At 60.8% G+C, this 18,336-nt stretch carries 15 protein-coding genes; 7 read left to right on the top strand and 8 right to left on the bottom strand.

Annotation, left to right across the window (positions count from 1 at the left end; genetic code table 11):
- Positions 1-8 precede the first annotated feature (8 nt).
- Both IEX75_RS23345 and IEX75_RS23340 read left to right on the top strand, forming a co-directional pair.
- A complete protein-coding gene (locus tag IEX75_RS23345; protein WP_188798351.1) occupies positions 9-785 on the top strand; it encodes an iron-containing redox enzyme family protein in 777 nt (258 codons plus the stop codon).
- 136 nt (positions 786-921) lie between these two features.
- Positions 922-3,621 (top strand): putative bifunctional diguanylate cyclase/phosphodiesterase, encoded by a 2,700-nt coding sequence (locus IEX75_RS23340; protein ID WP_188798349.1) that lies wholly within the window; start codon positions 922-924, stop codon positions 3,619-3,621.
- A gap of 84 nt (positions 3,622-3,705) precedes the next feature.
- On the opposite strand, the gene msrA is transcribed toward IEX75_RS23340, so the two are convergent.
- The 4 genes from msrA to IEX75_RS23320 all read right to left on the bottom strand — a co-directional run bounded on the left by msrA (position 3,706) and on the right by IEX75_RS23320 (position 5,638).
- Positions 3,706-4,389, bottom strand: coding sequence for a peptide-methionine (S)-S-oxide reductase MsrA (gene msrA, locus IEX75_RS23335; RefSeq protein ID WP_188798347.1), 684 nt, complete (start codon positions 4,387-4,389; stop codon positions 3,706-3,708).
- 165 nt (positions 4,390-4,554) lie between these two features.
- Positions 4,555-4,776: an RNA-binding S4 domain-containing protein gene (locus tag IEX75_RS23330; RefSeq protein WP_188798345.1), complete on the bottom strand. Its 222-nt coding sequence runs from the start codon at positions 4,774-4,776 to the stop codon at positions 4,555-4,557.
- Positions 4,773-5,210, bottom strand: coding sequence for a barstar family protein (locus IEX75_RS23325; RefSeq protein ID WP_188798342.1), 438 nt, complete (start codon positions 5,208-5,210; stop codon positions 4,773-4,775). Before IEX75_RS23325 ends, IEX75_RS23330 begins: the two co-directional genes overlap by 4 nt.
- On the bottom strand, positions 5,207-5,638 hold the full coding sequence (locus tag IEX75_RS23320; protein WP_229721068.1) for a guanyl-specific ribonuclease: 432 nt from the start codon (positions 5,636-5,638) through the stop codon (positions 5,207-5,209). The genes IEX75_RS23325 and IEX75_RS23320 overlap by 4 nt, the downstream gene beginning before the upstream one ends.
- 145 nt (positions 5,639-5,783) lie before the next feature.
- Here IEX75_RS23320 and IEX75_RS23315 point away from each other — a divergent pair, with 145 nt between their 5' ends.
- From IEX75_RS23315 to IEX75_RS23300, 4 genes are all read left to right on the top strand, one after another.
- Positions 5,784-6,767 carry a TolB family protein gene (locus IEX75_RS23315; protein WP_188798340.1) on the top strand — a complete coding sequence of 328 codons (984 nt, stop codon included), beginning with the start codon at positions 5,784-5,786 and terminating at the stop codon, positions 6,765-6,767.
- Between the two features lie 166 nt (positions 6,768-6,933).
- On the top strand, positions 6,934-8,601 hold the full coding sequence (locus tag IEX75_RS23310; protein ID WP_188798339.1) for a serine hydrolase: 1,668 nt from the start codon (positions 6,934-6,936) through the stop codon (positions 8,599-8,601).
- A 104-nt stretch (positions 8,602-8,705) separates the two neighbouring features.
- Positions 8,706-10,337, top strand: a complete 1,632-nt coding sequence (locus IEX75_RS23305; protein WP_188798338.1) for an alpha/beta hydrolase — start codon at positions 8,706-8,708, stop codon at positions 10,335-10,337.
- A gap of 172 nt (positions 10,338-10,509) precedes the next feature.
- Positions 10,510-10,965: a hypothetical protein gene (locus IEX75_RS23300; RefSeq protein ID WP_188798336.1), complete on the top strand. Its 456-nt coding sequence runs from the start codon at positions 10,510-10,512 to the stop codon at positions 10,963-10,965.
- Positions 10,966-11,181: 216 nt separating this feature from the next.
- Here the strand turns inward: IEX75_RS23300 and IEX75_RS23295 are convergent, their stop codons facing one another.
- The 4 genes from IEX75_RS23295 to IEX75_RS23280 all read right to left on the bottom strand — a co-directional run bounded on the left by IEX75_RS23295 (position 11,182) and on the right by IEX75_RS23280 (position 16,300).
- Positions 11,182-11,616 carry a VOC family protein gene (locus IEX75_RS23295; protein ID WP_188798333.1) on the bottom strand — a complete coding sequence of 145 codons (435 nt, stop codon included), beginning with the start codon at positions 11,614-11,616 and terminating at the stop codon, positions 11,182-11,184.
- Positions 11,617-11,695: 79 nt separating this feature from the next.
- Positions 11,696-12,508: a DUF6597 domain-containing transcriptional factor gene (locus IEX75_RS23290; protein WP_188798331.1), complete on the bottom strand. Its 813-nt coding sequence runs from the start codon at positions 12,506-12,508 to the stop codon at positions 11,696-11,698.
- 87 nt (positions 12,509-12,595) lie between these two features.
- Positions 12,596-13,564, bottom strand: coding sequence for a hypothetical protein (locus IEX75_RS23285; RefSeq protein WP_188798329.1), 969 nt, complete (start codon positions 13,562-13,564; stop codon positions 12,596-12,598).
- A 222-nt stretch (positions 13,565-13,786) separates the two neighbouring features.
- On the bottom strand, positions 13,787-16,300 hold the full coding sequence (locus IEX75_RS23280; protein WP_229721057.1) for a DUF3772 domain-containing protein: 2,514 nt from the start codon (positions 16,298-16,300) through the stop codon (positions 13,787-13,789).
- Between the two features lie 123 nt (positions 16,301-16,423).
- Between IEX75_RS23280 and IEX75_RS23275 the strand changes: the two genes are divergently transcribed.
- Entirely contained in the window at positions 16,424-18,268 is a 1,845-nt protein-coding gene (locus IEX75_RS23275) for an ABC transporter ATP-binding protein (RefSeq protein WP_188798549.1), read from the top strand.
- Positions 18,269-18,336: the final 68 nt, after the last annotated feature.

Raw genomic sequence — 18,336 nt, 5'->3', positions numbered from 1 at the left:
TCACACATATGTACGCACATTTCGAACGCACCGGCTCGCTGACCGAACTTTCCAGCTACCCGCGTTGGGCGCAAGACCTGATCGCTGCCTGCGAACCGACCAAACAAGCTGTCGTGAAGCATGAGCTGTGGACACTGATGCGCGAGAACCGTCTGGATGCTGCAGGCACGCGCGACTTCATGGTAGGCGTGTGGCCCGTGATTGAGCGTTTTCCGGGCTATATGGCGCTTAATTTGCTGAAAACCCGTTACGGCCGCAGCCCGGGCGAAAACATGGCCCGCCGCTGGCTGGTACGCAACATCCGAGTGGAGCAGAATCATGCCGAATACTGGCTCAATTGGGCCGAGGGAGCAGGGGTGCCCCAAACCGAGGTTCTGAACGGCACCACCCCCTACGGGACGGACGCCTTGTCCAACTGGTGTGAGGAGGTGAGTCGCAGTGGTCCGTTGGCGGCCGGCATGCTGGCTACCAATTACGCGGTGGAAGGGGCAACGGGGGAATGGTCGCAATGGGTCTACGACAGCGCGGACTATACGGAGAGCTTCCCCAAGGCCAGCCGCGCGGGCACCTTGCGTTGGCTTCAACTTCACGCCGCGTATGATGATACTCATCCATGGGAGGCGCTGGAGATCGTATGTACCCTGGTGGGTACCTCGCCGCGTCCGGATGAAGTGGCGTATCTGCAGGAATGCGTAAAGCGTAGTTACGTAAGTATGAGGATCACCCTCGATCGGTGTCTGGATGTGCGTCGTGACCCATGGGCAGCCAATGAAGCGGCCGCTTAAGCAGCTTAAGTAATACGTTAGGCGGGGCGATACACATCGGATCGGCAGTTTTTTTACTGTGGACGACAGGCTCTAAGATAGGGGCAAGATGCGTACCGCCCACCATGCAACGCAACGACCGCTGTCACGGCGTCTTATGCCCTTGGCATACGGCTTGGCGGCGGTCGTTGGCTTGGTTTTGTGCTTGACCTGGGGGGCGCTGCAAGTCCAGGTGACGCTGGCCGGTTTCTTGAACGGCGAAAGCCTGTGGTCGAAGGCGCAAAAACAGGCCGTGATCGAACTGGCCGGCTATGCCCGCAGCGGCGACCCGGCCCGGCTCGAAAATTTCCGCCGCAACTACGATGTGGTGCGTACGGACCGCTGGGCGCGTGATGCCATCGCCGCCGGCCATTACGACAGGCATGCCGTCTATCAGGCTTTCCAGCGCGGCGGGGTTATTCCCGCGGCGATCCCGGGCATGGTCTTCATCCTCGACCATTTTGGGTCGCTGCCCTATGTGGGGCCGGCGCTGCGCGATTGGCGCTCGGTCGACGGTGCGATCGAGGAATTGAACGGCATCGCCGGACAGTTGCAGCAGGTCTATGCGCAAGGCGTGCCGCCAGCCGGGGAAATCGAGCGGCAACGCGCGCGCATCGAAGCACTGAACACCTACATCGAGCCGCGCAGCGACGATTTCTCATTGCAGATTGCCTTGGGTGCCGCATGGCTGGGCCGGGTGCTGTTTATCAGCGTGCTGGTGACGGCGATGTTGGCGTCCATGCTGTGGGTGCGCATGGCCCAGCGCATCCTGGCCGGCATTCGTGGTACCGAAGAACGTTATCGCCAGCTGTTCGACAGCGCTGCCGACGCAATTGTGATGGTGGACGAAGTGCATGGCCGCATTCTCGGCGCGAATCGCACGGCCGGTACGTGGACCGGGCGCGAACCGCATGAATTGATCGGAGTGCATTTCCACGACCTGTTCGTGGAAGGCAGCATGCGTTCGGCGGGCTCCTCCACCATTGGCCTGCTGCGCGCGGTCAATGGCCTGATCCGTAGCGTGGAAACACATAGCAGCCTTACCACCTGGGGTGCGCAACCGGTGCGCCAGGCGATCATGCGCGATGTATCCGATCGCATTGCGATGGAACAGGAACGCCGCATTGCTGCCGAAGCGCTGGCTAGCGTGGCCGAAGGCGTCATCATTGCCGACGCCGACCGGCGCGTGACCACGGTGAACGCCGCGCACACGCGCATCACCGGCTACACCTTGCCGTATTTGCAGCATCACCGTTTCGACGAACTGCGCCGCATGCCGGATGGCTCGCCGCTGCCCGCGTCCATCTGGGAAATGGTGGCCGAAGGCGGCAACTGGGTGGGCGAGGTGCAGAGCTGGCGTTCGGATGGTTCGTCCTATCCGGAGCTGCTCAGCATCAGCGCCATCCGCAACGGCGAAGGGCGCGTGCAGCACTACGTGGCGGTGATCACCGACATCACGCGCAGCAAGGCCGATCGCCAGCGCCTGGAATACATGGTGGCGCACGATCCGCTTACGGGCCTCGCCAATCGCAGCGAATTCCAGCGCCACAGTGCGCAGGCCATCGAATCGGCAGCACGCGTCAACGGCGCGGCTGCGGTGTTGTTCGTGGACCTGGATGCTTTCAAGGCGGTGAACGACAGCTACAGCCATGCCATCGGCGATCGCCTGCTGGTGAAAGTGGCGCAACGCATCCGCCGCGAATTGGGCGAGAACGATGTGGCCAGCCGCATTGGCGGCGACGAATTTACCGTGTTGCTGGGTGGCTTGCGCACGCGCGAACAGGCCGCGCAATTCGCGAGCCGTTTGTTGCAAAGCTTGTCAGAGCCGATGCTGATCGGCGACTACGAAATCGTGATGAGCGCCAGCATCGGCATTGCTGGCTATCCACTGGATGGCAGCGATGCGGTCACCTTGATCGCCAATGCGGATGCGGCGATGTATGCGGCGAAAACGCAGGAACGCAACACCTTCCGCTTCTACACGCCGCTGATGCATGCCGATGCACGCATGCGCCTGATGCTGGGCGCCGACTTGCGGCAGGCGCTGATCCGCGACGAATTCCATCTCGTGTTCCAACCCAGTGTGGAGTTGCGCTCCGGCCGCATCGTGGCAGTGGAGGCACTGATCCGCTGGCGCCACCCCGAACGCGGCGAGTTGATGCCGGACGAATTCATCCCGCTGGCCGAAAGCCTTGGCCTGATCCGGCGTCTGGATGCCTGGACGATGCGCGCCGTCTGCAACCAGATTCGCGCGTGGGACCAGGCGAAGCTGCCGCCGATTCGTGTGGCGGTCAATGCATCGGCAGCGACGTTCGGGCATCCCGGTTTTCTCGACAGCGTGAAGCAGGCGCTGCAGGCCAGCGGCATCTCGCCCAAGCGCGTGCTGTTCGAGATCACCGAAAGCGCGATCCTGCGCCTGGGCGAGGCGACCGAGCAGACCATGCATGCCTTGCATGCGCTCGGCATCGGCATTGCCATCGACGATTTCGGTACGGGTTATTCCTCGCTGGCGTACCTGAAACTTTCTGGCATCGATTATCTGAAGATCGATCGCTCCTTCGTGACCGATCTGCCGGACAGCGCGAACGACGTGGCCATCGTCGAGGCCATGCTTGCTATCGCCAAGAGCCTGGGCATGTGCACGATCGCCGAAGGGATCGAGACTGCCGCACAGCATGAATTCCTGTTGCGTGCCGGCTGTGCGGAAGGGCAGGGTTATTACTATTCGCGTGGTTTGCCACCGGTGGAGATCGAGCGGATGTTGTCGCCGAATCCGCGGCATGAGCCGTCGCGGTTGCGGCTCGTTCCGCCAAAGTAGGTTGGGGTGCGAACCCCAACATTTGAATGCATGTGCACATCGGAATGTTGGGGTTTGCACCCCAACCTACGCAGCTTCCCGTTCTTATAGCTTCACATCCACCACCATCTGCTCATCCTGATACATCCCCGGAAACGCCTGCTTCAAATGCGCCACCTTCGGCGCATCGTTGATCAGGATGTACGGGTTGTCAGGATGCTTGCGTGCATAATCCTGGTGGTAATCCTCGGCCGGATAAAACCCCGTCATCGGCTGTACCAGTGTCACGATGCCGTCGTCGAATACCTTCGCTGCATTGAGTTGCGCAATATAAGACTCCGCAACTTTCTTTTGCTCCGCGTTCGCGTAAAAAACCTCTGAACGATATTGCGTGCCGGCATCCGGCCCCTGGCGATTGAGCGTGGTGGGATCATGCGCCACGGCGAAATAGATTTTCAGCAATTGCCCGTAACTGATCACGGCCGGATCGAACGCGATCTTCACTGATTCGGCATGGCCGGTATTGCCTTCGCTGACCGTATCGTATTGGGCGGTGCTGGCATCGCCACCGCTGTAGCCTGCCCATACTTGGCGTACGCCGTGCACATGTTCGAACACCGATTGCATACCCCAGAAACAGCCACCTGCAAGCACGGCGGTTTCCGTACTGTGCGCGGCGGACTTGGGCTCGTCGTAAGTGGGATTGGGGAACGGCGCATTGCTGGCCGTGGCGGCGCACGCGGTCAAGCTGAGCAGGGCGGAGAGGGCGGCAAAACGACGGGCTTGCATGGCGTGGCTCCGTGGGGACCTGTCTGCTATTCGCCAGGCGGTGCCGTGAGGTTACATCGTCCCGATCGTAGGTTGGGTTAGCGCAGCGTAACCCAACCATGCTGCGCGAAATGTTGGGTTACGCTGCGCTAACCCAACCTACGAAAGCCCTCTGTCGCGAGTGAACTACACACCCGCCACATGTATCTCCACATCATCGATCTGCACCACCTGCCCTGCGTGAATCTTGCAGGTCTTGCGCAACTCCTGTTGCCCATCCACATAAACCGCGCCACTGGCAACGATCTGCTTGCCTTGCCCACCGCTGTCGCACAGCCCGGTCAGCTTGAGCAATTGATTGAGTTCCACGTAGTCGCGGTCGAGTTCGAATGCAATGCGTTGAGTCATCGGTGTGAAGGCAGGGTCATCGGGTGTTCGGGCAGACTGAGGAAGGCGAAGAACGGTCGGCTCTGGTCGATGGCAAAGCGGGCCGACTCGTGCAGGATCGCCAGCAAGGTGTCGAAATCTTTGGGGACGGCTTCACGCAGATCGTTGGCGTGATCAAACAGCAGCACATGGCCCGCGCCATGCAACCATTCCAGGTCGCGCAAGGTATCCAGCAGTGCATCCCAGTTCTGGCCGAAGCCGTTGGGTACGTTCAATGCTGCGGCCAGGCGGCGCAGCAGTTCGCCCTTGTCATGGCAGCCGGCGAGATCGGTGCGGCATACATACAGCTGGCCTTGCTCGGCCGCAGCGACGAGCGCATCGAAATCGGCTGCGTCGACGAAATACACGCCACCGTCGTTCGCCTGCGTGAGATCCAGGGCGCCTTCTGCGCTCATCGGCTCACCTGGAACGGCTTGAAGCTGCGGTAGTGGTCATCCGTGTAATAGAACACCGTGGGCGGCGTGCCGCCGGTAATGATGCGCCGTGCGCCGCGATCGCGCGCGCCGGGCGTCGGCACTGTGTATTCGTGGTAATAGCCGCGCGGCTCTTGTGGCAGCAGGCCTTCGTAGTTACCGAACACCACGCCGTCTTGCGTATACGGGAACGGGCCACCTTGCAGGATCGCTGTAAGCGTCACGCAGGCTTCCGGCGACATGAAACTTGGCAGATTGGTTCGTGCAGACGGGCAGTTGTCGTGCCCCACGGCCGGCAGCGCGACGTTGCCATGCGATTCCATGCTGGCCGGCGGCACCGGATGCCGATTCCAGAACACGATCACACCGATCAGCGCGGCGAGCAGCACCAGGGGGATGAAGCGAGACAGAGACACCGCGGACTCCTTGTTGGCGATCTGCGCAGTGTAGTGCGTTGTGCGTCCGCCTGCCTGTTTACTGAAATGACTTTAAGGACATGCGGCCGCTCATGCCGAGGCCTATATAGCGCCTACCTATCCCACAGGAAAACACGACATGATCCGCAAGCCTTTGAGCTGGATGGTCGCGGTCGGTTTGTTCGGTGCAGTTTCTTCGTTGTTTGCCGCAGACGTTCCCGTGGCGCAGCCACAGGTCTTTGCACCCGGCGTGATTTCAGGGCCTGCCGGGGAAGCGTGTCCTGCCTTTACGCCAGATGGAAACACGGTGTACTTCGATGTTGGTTCGATGATCCTGGTGTCGCATCGTGAACATGGCATATGGTCCAAGCCGGATATCGCACCTTTCTCCGGGCAATGGCTTGATCACGATCCGACCATGTCGCCGGATGGTTCCTATCTCGTGTTCGTGTCCAATCGACCCGTGAAACCGGGCGCCGATGCATTGGCGGCGACGGTGCATGGCAAGGTTTATCCAGGACGCGGCGGTCATTTGTGGCGCGTGGATCGCAAGGGTGGCGGCTGGGGTACGCCGATGCATTTGCCGGATGCGGTCAACGCCAGCGATCGCACCTATGCGCCCAGCATTGCGGCGGATGGCAGCCTGTATTTCATTCATCCGGACGAGCAGGGTGTGTTCCATATCTACAGCTCGTCGTTCGTACATGGTGCGTACCAGCCTGCTGCTTTGGTGGCCATTGGCGATTCGTTGGCTTCCACGCATGATCCGGCGATTGCGCCCGATCAATCTTTCATGGTTTTCAACCTGAGCCCTGATGCCAAAGCGGGTGACATGGGCGATTTCTATATCGCCTTCCGCGATGGTGATCATTGGGGCGAGCCGATCGATCTGGGTGAAGCCATCAACGGCAAGCCGGGAAAGTGGAGCCAATGGGGTGCGCACATCGGTCCCGATCGCCGCACGCTTTACTACACCAGCGATAGGCATACGGAGCTGAGTTTTCCGCTCACGCCAGAACAGGCCAGGGCGGCGCTGGCGCGGATGGAGAGCTGGGACAACGGCAACGACAATATCTGGTATGTGCCGTTGGGGCCGTGGCTGGATGCGCATCACGCTCAATGATCGTAGGTTGGGGTGCAAACCCCAACACCGCGATCTTGCTAGAGATGGCAATGTTGGGGTTTGCACCCCAACCTACATGGTTCGCTGCAAGGGGTGACTTTCGGCGCAGCGTGCAGACGGCCATGGGCACGTTAGACTGCGGGCTTTGCCGTCCAGGGGAGCCTTCATGCCTTTTCCGCCATTGTCTCTGCGCGTTGCCGGGTGCTGCGCCTTGCTGGCTTTCGCCGCCTCTGCGCAGGCGTGGGATACATCGCCTGCAACAAGTGTTGCCCAGCAAGATGCGCAAACCGCCTTGCCCCCCATGCTGCAGGACTTCGGCGCGTATGTGGATGCCACGCGCAAGACCTTCCACGTGCCGGGCATTGCCGTGGCAATCGTGAAGGACGGCAAGGTGGTGCTGGAACAAGGCTACGGTCTGCGCGAAACCGGCAAACCGGACAAGGTGGATGCGCATACGCTGTTCGCGATCGCCTCCAACACCAAGGCGTTCACCGCCGCTGCGCTGCAGATGCTGGCCGAACAGAAGAAACTGGATATGGACGGCCGGGTGACCGATTACCTGCCGTGGTTCCAGATGTCCGATCCCTACGTCACGCACGATATGCGCGTACGCGATCTGCTCGCGCATCGCAGTGGCTTGAGCCTGGGCGCAGGCGATCTGCTGTACTGGCCACCGACCAGCTACAGCACCAAGGAAGTGGTGCAGCATCTGGCCAAGGTGCCGATCGCCAACGGATTCCGCAGCCACTACGCGTACGACAACATTTTGTTTGCCGTCGCCACGCTGGTGATCGAAAACGTGTCCGGCCAGCGCTATGCCGATTTCATTCGCGAACACATTTTCAAGCCGGTGGGCATGGATGAATCGCTGGTCGACATGACCTATCTAAAGCCGGGCATGGATGTCGCCACTGGCCACGCGCTGTACAACTTCAAGGACCTCAAACCGGTGCCGCCGATGGCGTGGATCAATAATCCAGGTGCCGGCGGCATCTACGCCAGCGTGCACGATCTGGCGAAATGGATGAACGTGCAGCTCAACGGCGGCGAACTTCCCGGTGTGGGCAGCGATGGCAAACCGCAGCATCTGTTTTCGCAGGATAGCCAGGATCAGATGTGGACGATGCTCACGCCGATTCCGGTGAAAGACCCGCCGATTCCGGAATTGAAACCCTTGATGCCGAATTTCTCCGGCTACGGCGAAGGCTGGTTCCTCAGCGATTACCACGGCCAGAAACTGGTATGGCACACCGGTGGCTGGCCGGGCATGGTGTCGCGCGTTACCTTGGTGCCGGGCTTGAAGCTGGGCGTGGTGGTGCTGACCAACCAGGAATCCGGTGCGGCGTTCAATGCTGTTACCTACCGTGTGCTGGATGCCTATCTCAATCCGAATACCAAGACCGATTGGGTGGCGGTGTACGACAAGGCCGTAAAGCATGCGCAGGGCAACGCGGATGAAAGCTGGAAGAAGCATGAAGCTGAGCGCGATGCGAAGAGCAAACCTTCGCTGTCACTGGCCAGCTATGCAGGCACGTATCGCGATCCGTGGTATGGCGACGTCATCATCCGTGACGAAGGCGGCAAGCTGCGTTTGCGTTTCAGCAAGACCGAGCAATTGGTGGGAACGATGACGCCGTGGCAGCACGATACGTTTACCGTGCGCTGGGATGATCGTGCTTTGAATGCGGATGCCTTCGTCAACTTTGCGCTGGATGTGGACGGCCATGTGCGCGAGGTGCGCATGGAGCCGATTTCGCCGCTGACGGATTTCAGTTTTGATTTTCAGGATTTGCGCTTGACACCGGTGAAGGCGGAAGAGGCAAAGGCGGAGTAGGTAAGACACGAGTGCGTAGGTTGGGGTGCAAACCCCAACATGCCCATGCACCGCCATGTTGGGGTTTGCACCCCAACCTACAGCTTGCGTAAGGGGAGATATTCATGCGTATACATTTACTTGTTCTCAGTGCACTACTAAGCCTCGGCCTGCTGGCGGCTTGCACCCAGCCCACCACACAAACAGCCTCAACTCACCGCTTCTTCCACATCCAACTCGCCGGCAGCGAAACCCAGCCCGTCTCGGGCCGTCTGCTGCTATTCGCCGAAGAGGCCGGTGCAGCCAAGGCCGACACGAAAGACGGCAAGGTGACGGAGATCGACGCCAACCCGTTCCATCCTGAGCAGGTAGCCATCGCCGCGCAGGAAATCGACCGGCTTGTGCCAGGCCAGACCATCGACGTCGATGCGGACATACGCGCCTATCCCGATGCATGGTCGAAGCTCCCGGCTGGCGACTACGTGGTGCAGGCTGTGCTGGACGTGCATCACAACTACAACTACCTGGGCCGTGATGCGGGTGATTTGATCAGCGACGTTACGTCCGTGCATTTGCCGAGTAGCGACGCCCCGACCATCACACTGAATGCCACGGTGCCGGCGCAGGACCCATGGACCCTGCCGGACTCCATGCCGGCCAACTTGCGCGATGCAGCCAAGGCCGTGCACCAGCAAGCGCAGCCGATCGATTTCGTGAGTCCTGTGCTGACCCAGTTCTGGGGACGCGACATCCACATGTACGGCTACGTGTTGCTGCCGCCAGGCTATGACGCGTCTGCCGACAAGCGTTATCCCACCGTGTATTTCACGCACGGTTTCACCGGCAACAAAGATCGCTTGCTACGCCCGATGGCCTACGTCGAGGCCGGCATGACCAGCGGCCAGATGCCGCCGATGATCTGGGTGTTCCTGGACGAATCCAGCGCCACCGGCACGCACGAGTTCGCCGATTCGGTGAACAACGGTCCGTGGGGACAGGCGCTGACGACCGAGCTGATTCCATATCTGGAATCGAAGTACCACATGGATGCCGACGTCAACGGCCGTTTTCTCAATGGCCATTCCTCAGGTGGCTGGGCCACGCTGTGGCTGCAGACGCGCTATCCGAAGATCTTCGGTGGCACCTGGTCGACGTCGCCAGACCCCAGCGATTTCCATGACTTCACCGGCCCGGATCTGTACGCGCCGCATGCCAATGTCTACCACAAGCCGGACGGTACGCCGTGGCCGCTGGTGCGCGACCAGGGCAAAGTACTCGGCACCTTCGAGCAGTTCGCGCAGATGGAGCGTGTGCTGGGTCCGTACGGTGGGCAGTTGGCCTCGTTCGAGTGGGTATTCTCGCCGCGTGGCAAAGACGGCCGGCCGGAACAGATGTTCAACCGCGACACTGGCGACGTCGATCCGCAGGTGGTGGCCTACTGGCACGATCACTACGACATCGCTTACCGCCTGCAAACCAACTGGCCGACGTTGAAGCCCGATCTGGACGGCAAGATCCATCTCTATGTCGGCACCGCCGATACGTTCTACCTGGATGGTGCAGCGCATAAATTGAAGGCAGTGCTGGATGGACTCGGCGCGCACGCTGAATTCCGTTTTATCCCGGACCGCACGCATTTCGATCTGTACAAGGTAGGGGACGATCGCTATGGCTTGTTCAAGGACATCAGCTGGGCGATGTATGCGGTCGCGAGGCCCGAAGCCCAGCCGAAACTGAAGGTGAACCAGGGCCGCTAGCGCCGTAGTGCTGTCATGTTGGCTGACTTGTTTTCAGGCATAGTTGCCGCCGCGGGCGCTGTAGGTGATTGGCGCTTAGGGGTGTCGTCTTCACATAAGACGACACATAGGGGAACCCCGTTCATCACGGACGGCGCTTCCATTTGGGCAAGTCAAAGCTGGAGGGACTCACATGAAATCGTTCGGATTGATCGCAGTACTGGCCGCAGCGCTGATGGCGGCTCCGGTTTTCGCACAGCAAGCTCCCGCCGCCGCGGGCAGCATGACGGTGCATTGCAAAGACGGCACCACGCAGACGGTAAGCACCACCAAGGGCGCTTGCCACGGCCATAAGGGCATCGACAAGTCGGCCAGCGGCACCAGCAGCACGGCTGCCTCCAGCACGCCGGCCGCTGCGCCTGCTGCTCCCGCCGCCGCACCTGCAGCGGCATCCAAGTCGACTGCAGCCACGGCACCGGCAGCGGGTGGCGGCGCAGGTCAGGTGTGGGTGAATACCGGCTCCAAGACCAAGACGTATCACTGCGAAGGCAGCAAGTGGTATGGCAAGACCAAGCAAGGCAAGTACATGAGCGCGGCGGATGCGCAGGCGGCCGGGTATCACGCGGCGAAGAACGAGAAGTGTTCGTAAGACGCGTGCTTCATTGCGCGCCGTGATCTGCTCCCTCCCCTACGTGCAGTAGGGGAGGGTTGGGGTGGGGTGAAGCAATCTCGCGATGATGCTCAATCCTGCCTTGGGCTCAGTCCGGCAGAGCCGGACGCGAGCTGCGCTCGCATCACCCCACCCTGACCCTCCCCTGCAGGCAGGGGAGGGTCAGGGTGGGGTGCAGCTGGGGTACGTTGCTGATCAGAGTTGTGTCACCTGCCACGGGTCATAACTCCCAAACCACCACAAATGCCCTTGCGGATCGCGGCACGCATAACCCGCGCCGCCATAATCCTTCTCCGCATATTCCTCAATGATTTCCGCGCCAGCGGCCTTCGCACGCTCGTAGTGCGCTTTGCAGTCCTTGACGATCACGCACGCACACTGCGTTTCGCGTCCGTTGATTTCATCCGGCTGCGCCATGTATTCGCCGAAGCCATCCGGGCTGACGTCGCCCAACATCACCATGCCGCCGCCATACACCAACTGTGCATGCATCACGCGGCCGTGTTCGTTCTCGTAGACCGCATGCTTTTCGAAGCCGAATGCCTTGCACAGCCAGTCGATAGCGGCGTGTGCGTCGCGATAGCGCAGACCTGGAATGATGGTGCTGCCTTGGCTGGCCTTGGTATTCATGGCAGAGCGCCCCGTTGGAAAGTTGCTTCAACCTAAACCTTCGCCGCGAGCGTGTCTTGTAGATTTTTTTGAGCAGCGTTTACAGCGGCACGTGGTTGGGATAAGGCCCGCGCATGGCAGCGAATTCAGATGGCGAGATGCCGGCAAAGCGGCGAAATTCATGGCTCATATGCGCTTGATCGCAATAACCGCCATCCACCGCGATCCGCACCCAATCAGGCTGGCCGGCGGCATGCGCCGCATCCACCACGCGGCGAAAGCGCATCAGCCGTGCGTATTGCTTAGCCGTCATGCCCACGTGCCGGCGAAACAGCAGGCCGAAGCGATGCGCTGAATAACCGCTTTCCCGCTGCAACCTGCCGATACCGGGCACTTCAGGTACGCGGGCCAGTACCGTCATGGCATGCAGGATGGTGGCATCCCATGCCGGTTCATCGCGTAGCGTGCGCAGCCATTGCTCCAGCAAGGCGAGCCGCTGCACGGGGCCGATGGTTTCGAGCAAGCGCTGGCGCAGTCGACGCGCGCCGGCGCCGAACATATCCTCGAGATTGATGTCCCGCACGCCCAATTCTTCGGCACTGATGCCGAGCAGTGCATGCACACCGCCGGGATGGAAATTCACCCCCATCACGCGCACCTGTTCGGCGGTATCGATGATCCAGCTATGCCGGTAGGGCCCACCGATCACACTGCCTGAGGCACGGATGCAGTGGCGGTTCTCATCGTCCTGATAAACGCGCGTTTCGTCTTCGAGCAGGTTGATGATGAGCCCGGCGCCTGGGCCGGGCAGGATGCGTTCGTAGCGGAATGCCGCGGCGGGCATGTCCCAATCCCAGATGGCCTCGATGATGGAGGCGAGGGGAGGGGCGGGGACGATGCGCAGGAAGTCCATGGTCGGGACCCGATAGAAACGCAAGTGACTTGGAATGATAGTCCACCTGTCGCGATGCGCCCCACATGCCCGCTTGCGTGGGCGAAATCAGCGGTTGTTGGCCAAAAAGCTCGTGCCGCGTGCCACCGTATCGGCAGTGTTCAATGCGTTGTTGAATGAAAATGGAAGCTGCCAGCCTCCCCAGTTATTGAGTCGATTCAAATTGCGATCGAGATACCAGCCATCCCGGGTGCCGGCTCCTGTATGGGTGTGTTCGTGCACCATCAATTCGTTCAGATCCGCATCGCGCCAAGTTCTCAACGTATATTGGGAGAATTGAATGGTTCCGTTGTTGAAGGCCACGGCAGAGGGTTTGTCAGGGCCGCCAGGGCCGCCTACCTGAAGGTTCGACGCGTCTCGGCTTTTGCTTCTTTGCAAGGCGTTGAGTGTGCTGTCCAGTTGTGCTCCGATGCGTCGCCTACCCCGTGGCGTTGACGCTTCTGGACCATAGAGCGTGTTCATGGCCCACTGCGTTATGCGGTTCCAGGTGCCCCAGACCTGGTTCTTCGCTCTCTGAGTGATATCGATGGCGTCGTCCAGGGCGCGCCGTATGCGACCTCTGAAACCCGGTGGATATTGGGAATCGGGTTGTTCTGTCTGTACCCATTCGCCGTTCCTCAACCCTACCCTGGTGATCTCCCTTTGCGACCATGGATCAAGCACGCCCCAACTCGTGGTCCGCGGGTCGAAGTTGGCTACTTGATAGACGTTTCTGTCCTTTTCGAGAAAGTAGCTTTTGCTCCCGTCGCGACGGACACGTGTATAGATCCCATTTTTATCGGGCGTCAATCCGAGCAGATTGTTTCTTGAAGTCTGATAATTCGTGAGGTCCCTTGGCCGATCACTGCGAGCCCTGTCCTCGGATTCTGGAGCACCGGGTGGGAAGCCGGCCGGACGCTCAATATGGGCGATTTGAGGCGTTGTTGAATCGGGCTGACTATGATCCGCAGCATTTGCGGTGGTGTGTTGGTCAGAGAAGCGGCTGTAATCCGCTGAATTAGCGTCTGCTGTTTGCATGTGCTTTCTCCTATTGCGACAGAGCCTTGGCTATGAAGCATTAGGAGGAATCATCGGCCGATGGACACCCCCATTGGGGGCGCATGTATGTGGCCTCGTGCTGTTTCAATCCGTCGAACTGCTGGACGGCGTCGCCCATCACGGCCTGGTTTTCGACGTGAACGCCCATTTTTGCTCGGCCTGCGCAAAAAATGCGCTTACTCCGGATGTTTGCCTCACCACCTACATGGGGGCTGCGGGGCTATCCTCGCCCAACGGCCCCAGATTCCTCACTATCATGCTTTGCGGCGTCGACAGTGGCAGCTGGGCCTTCGCCAGCCGCGACAGAATGTCGAACAACAACGCGCTCTTCACAGCAGAAGCGTCACGCGGGCTGTGCACATAAGCCACGCCGGTAAACGTCATCGCCGTCGTGGTGACGTCATCCAGTGTCACTGCCGGTGCGGGTGTATCCAGCGTGGACTCGTTCGCGTGCAGTGCTTCCAGCATGATCTCGCGCACCTTCGCCGCATCGGTATCCAGCGGCATCGGCAAGCTCAGTTTCACGCGGCCGAGTGCATTGCCGTGCGTGACGTTGCGCAGGTTCTGCGTGATGAATTGCGAGTTGGGCACGATCATGGTGGAGCGGTCGCTCAACTGGATCTCGGTGGCGCGCACGTTGATGCGGCGGATATCGCCTTCCACCCCCGGCATGCTCACCCAGTCGCCCACTTTCACCGGTCGTTCGGCCAGCAGGATCAGGCCGGAAATGAAATTCGACACGATCGCCTGCAGGCCAAAACCGATGCCCACCGACAACGCGCTGGCGATCCACGTCAGGCTTTCCAGGCTGACATCGGCGGTGCGCAACGCCAGCGCCACCACGATCACCACGGCCACGTAATTGATCAGCGTGACGATGGAGTTCTGCATGCCAATGTCGAGCGTGGTCTTGGGCAGCAGTTGTTCGGCCAGCCAGCGGCGCACGATGCGCACCGCCACCATGCCCAGCGCAAACACCAGCAGCGCATTGAAGATCGCACCCGGCTTGATGGTGAGCTGGCCCACCTTCAGGCTGGAGAACACGTTGCCGATGTGCGCGAAGATGTCCTGTGGACCGCCGCCGAACGGCACCAGCAGCGTGCCCACCGCCACCAGCAGCAACAGGATCTGCGCGACAGCCGAGAGTACCGTCGACCCCTGTTCCAGGGTGTGCGGCTGGATGCTGAAAGTGGATTGCAGACGTTGACCGCTGCGTCCGTGCGGATTGAGCAGGGTGTGGAACAGATCACGCTGCAAATGCGAGAGCATGTACAGCGATGCCACGATCATGCCGATCCACAGCATCTGCCACGAAATGAAGAAACCGAGCGCCACGTAACCGGTCAGCACGGCCAGCCACGCTACCACGACACCGAGCATGGCTACGCCGAACAGCCCACCGACCCATAGTGCATGCTGGGGCGGTTTCTCACCCTGCTGCCGCTGCGTGGTTCGCGCGCGCTTGGCGCGGGTCAAGGCGACGCCGACCAGACCGGTGACCAGCAAGGCGAGGAACGCGCGCGTGCAAACCGTCGCCGGCAGGCTGGCACCTGCAAGCGTGTTCAGCCGCTCAAGAAAACCAAGCAGCAGGAAAGCACCGGCGAGCAGCCAGGGAAACCAGCGCAGGCTGCGTGCCGTGAACTTGGTCAGCGCGGGCAGGCGCCAGGAAGGACGTTGTACCGAAAGCAGCGAACGGCCCAATCCCGCGACGAAGGCGGAGAAGAACGTCATGCGCACGAGTCCTTGCACGAAGGTCTCGACTTCTTCGTCCAACGTGTCGTTCCAGTTGAAGCCTTGGTGCACCAGCCACGCGGCCAGGCCGATCGACAAGGTCACGGTCAGCGTGAAAATCGCCGTCATCGCGCTGCGCCGCAGATGCCCGTCGGGCATGTAGCGGCTGGCGATCGCCAATGCCAGGCGTTCCGCCAGCCAGCGTCCTGGCACGATCAGCAACAGCGCGCCGATCAGGCACAGCAGCAGCGGTTGCCGGTTGTCGGGTTCCCAGGCGATGCCAGCGTCTTCGAGCAGCAGATCCTTGGCGCGCTCGATACGTGCGATGTCATCCGGAAAGGACTTTTTCAGATCCCGCCAGAAGGCGATGCCCAGCGGCGAATTGGTGCGCGAGCCAAGCTGCGCCTGAAACTGTTCGTTGTGCGCTTCGACCACTTGCGAGGCGAATTTCACCGCATCCTGGCTTAGCAATTGCGCCTGCTTGATCTGCCCATCCAGCTTGGTCTTCTCGCGTTCCAGTTGGCGACGCTGCTGGCTCACCGCGGGTGTTTCCGGCGGCGCACCGGCGGCTGGTGCAGGGCCGAGCACGGTCAATCGCGTCTGCGCGCTTTCCAGTTCCGGCGTCAGCGTTTGCGCCAGCTGATCGGCTTGCTGCTGTATCTCGCCGGATTGAGTGCGCAGATCGTTCAACGACGCGGTGGTGGACTTGCTGTTGAACGAGGTCTTGATGTCGTCCAATTGCTTGCTGAGGGTGGCCAGTGCCTGCGCCGGGTCTTGTGCGGCGCTCGCGCTGGCGGCTGCGTTGGATGCATCCGGGGCGTTCTGCGCCAGGGCAGGGTGTGCGCCCAGCAGCAGCGAGCCGGCCAGCAGGCATGGGGCAATCAGGCGTGGGGCAATGAGCTTACGAAGGAAGTTAGGCATGGCGGGCATGATCCGAATGACGCCGCCGATGGTCAATTGGTACTTCACAGATGGGAGTTTCACGCGGGGTTAGCATTCAGGCACGCCAGGGGAGCGCTGGCATCGCCAAGTCGCTGCCATGTCGCCCCTGTATAGTGCGCGCTTCGACCCCATCTCATTGGCTCGCCAAATGGACTCCGCGCCATGATTTTCCGCTGGTTCGAATCCCTGATTGACGCTTTCAAGGACCCGGTCGACACGATGCCGCCCAAGTCCGTGGGGCGGTTCTACGTGTTCTATTTGCGCCAGGTGTGGCCAGTGTTCGCGGTGGCGATCCTGGTGGGCTTCGGCGTGGCGATCGTGGAAGTGTCGTTGTTCGGCTTCATCGGCCGCATCGTCGACATGGCCAAGGGTGTACCGGGCAAGGATTTCTTTGCCGTCCATGGACGCGAACTGCTATGGATGGCCTTCGTCGCCCTGGCATTGCGCCCACTGTTCATCGGCGTGCACGACATGCTCGTCAACCAGGCGGTGGTACCCAGCCTGACCAATCGCATCCGCTGGCAGAACCATCGCTACGTGATGCGCCAGAGCCTGGGGTTTTTCCAGAACGACTACGCCGGGCGTATCGCCAATCGCATCATGCAGACCGGTGCCTCGCTGCGCGAGTCGGCGGTGCAGATTGTGGATGCGATCTGGTACGTGGCGATCTACTACGGCAGCGCAGTGGTGATGTTCGCGCACGCTGACCGATGGCTTGCCGCGCCGCTGGTGGTATGGCTTTTCGGTTACGTCGGCATTCTGTACATCTTCATTCCGCGCACGCGCAAGCGTTCCTGGGCGGCATCGGAAGCGCGCTCGAAATTGATGGGCCGTATCGTCGACGGCTACAGCAACATCCTCACGCTCAAGCTGTTCGCGCATACCCAGCGCGAAGAAACCTATGTGGCCGAGGCGATGGGCGAGCAGACCAACAAGCTGCGCGCCATGACGCGCCTTACCACGTCGATGGACATTGCCATCACCACGCTCAACGGTTTCCTCATCGTCGGCACGTCGGCGATAGCAGTGTGGCTGTGGAGCCAGGGCAAGGTCTCGGTGGGTGCGATTGCGTTGTCGACGGGGCTGGTGATCCGCATCAACAACATGTCCGGCTGGATCATGTGGGTGGTGAACGGCATTTTCGAAAACATCGGCACCGTGCAGGACGGCATCACCAGCATCGCGCAACCGCGCGCCGTGCAGGACAAGGAAGGCGCCATGCCGCTGGAAGTGGTGGCCGGCGAGGTGCGCTTCGATGACATCCATTTCCATTACGGCAAGAAAGGCGGGGTGATTTCCGGCCTGAACTTGAAGGTGCATCCCGGTGAAAAAATTGGCCTGGTGGGGCCATCCGGCGCGGGCAAATCCACACTGGTGAACGTGCTGCTGCGCCTATATGACCTGGAAGGTGGCCATATCGTCATCGACGGCACCGACATTTCGCAGGTAACGCAAGAAAGCCTGCGTTCGCAGATCGGTGTCGTTACGCAGGACACGTCACTGCTGCATCGCTCCGTACGCGACAACCTGCTCTATGGCCGCCCGGATGCCACCGAAGCACAGCTCAACGATGCGATCCGCAAGGCACGTGCGGACGAATTCATTCCCAACCTGGTCGATGGTGAAGACCGTCGCGGCTTGGAAGCGCTGGTAGGCGAGCGCGGCGTGAAACTTTCAGGCGGCCAGCGCCAACGCATTGCGATCGCGCGCGTGCTGCTGAAGGACGCACCGATCCTGGTGCTGGACGAGGCGACCTCCGCGCTGGATTCGGAAGTGGAAGCGGCGATCCAGGAAAGCCTGGAAGTGCTGATGGAAGGCAAGACCGTCATCGCCATTGCGCACCGCTTATCCACCATCGCGCGTATGGATCGCCTGGTGGTGATGGACAAGGGCAGAGTGGTGGAAACCGGTACGCATGCGGAGTTGATCACGCATGGTGGGTTGTATGCGCGCTTGTGGCAGCGGCAGACGGGTGGGTTTGTGGCGGCGGATGATGCGCTGGTGACGTAAGTTGGATTTGTCCCCAACCCGCGAGTCGCCCCAATGGCCGTCATTCCCGCGAAAGCGGGAATCCATCT

It is taken from the genome of Dyella nitratireducens, assembly GCF_014642835.1.
GTDB classification, from domain to species: Bacteria; Pseudomonadota; Gammaproteobacteria; order Xanthomonadales; family Rhodanobacteraceae; genus Dyella_B; species Dyella_B nitratireducens.
The sequence above is the reverse complement of the archived record's forward strand: the minus strand, read 5'-3'. Positions and strand labels throughout refer to the sequence as shown.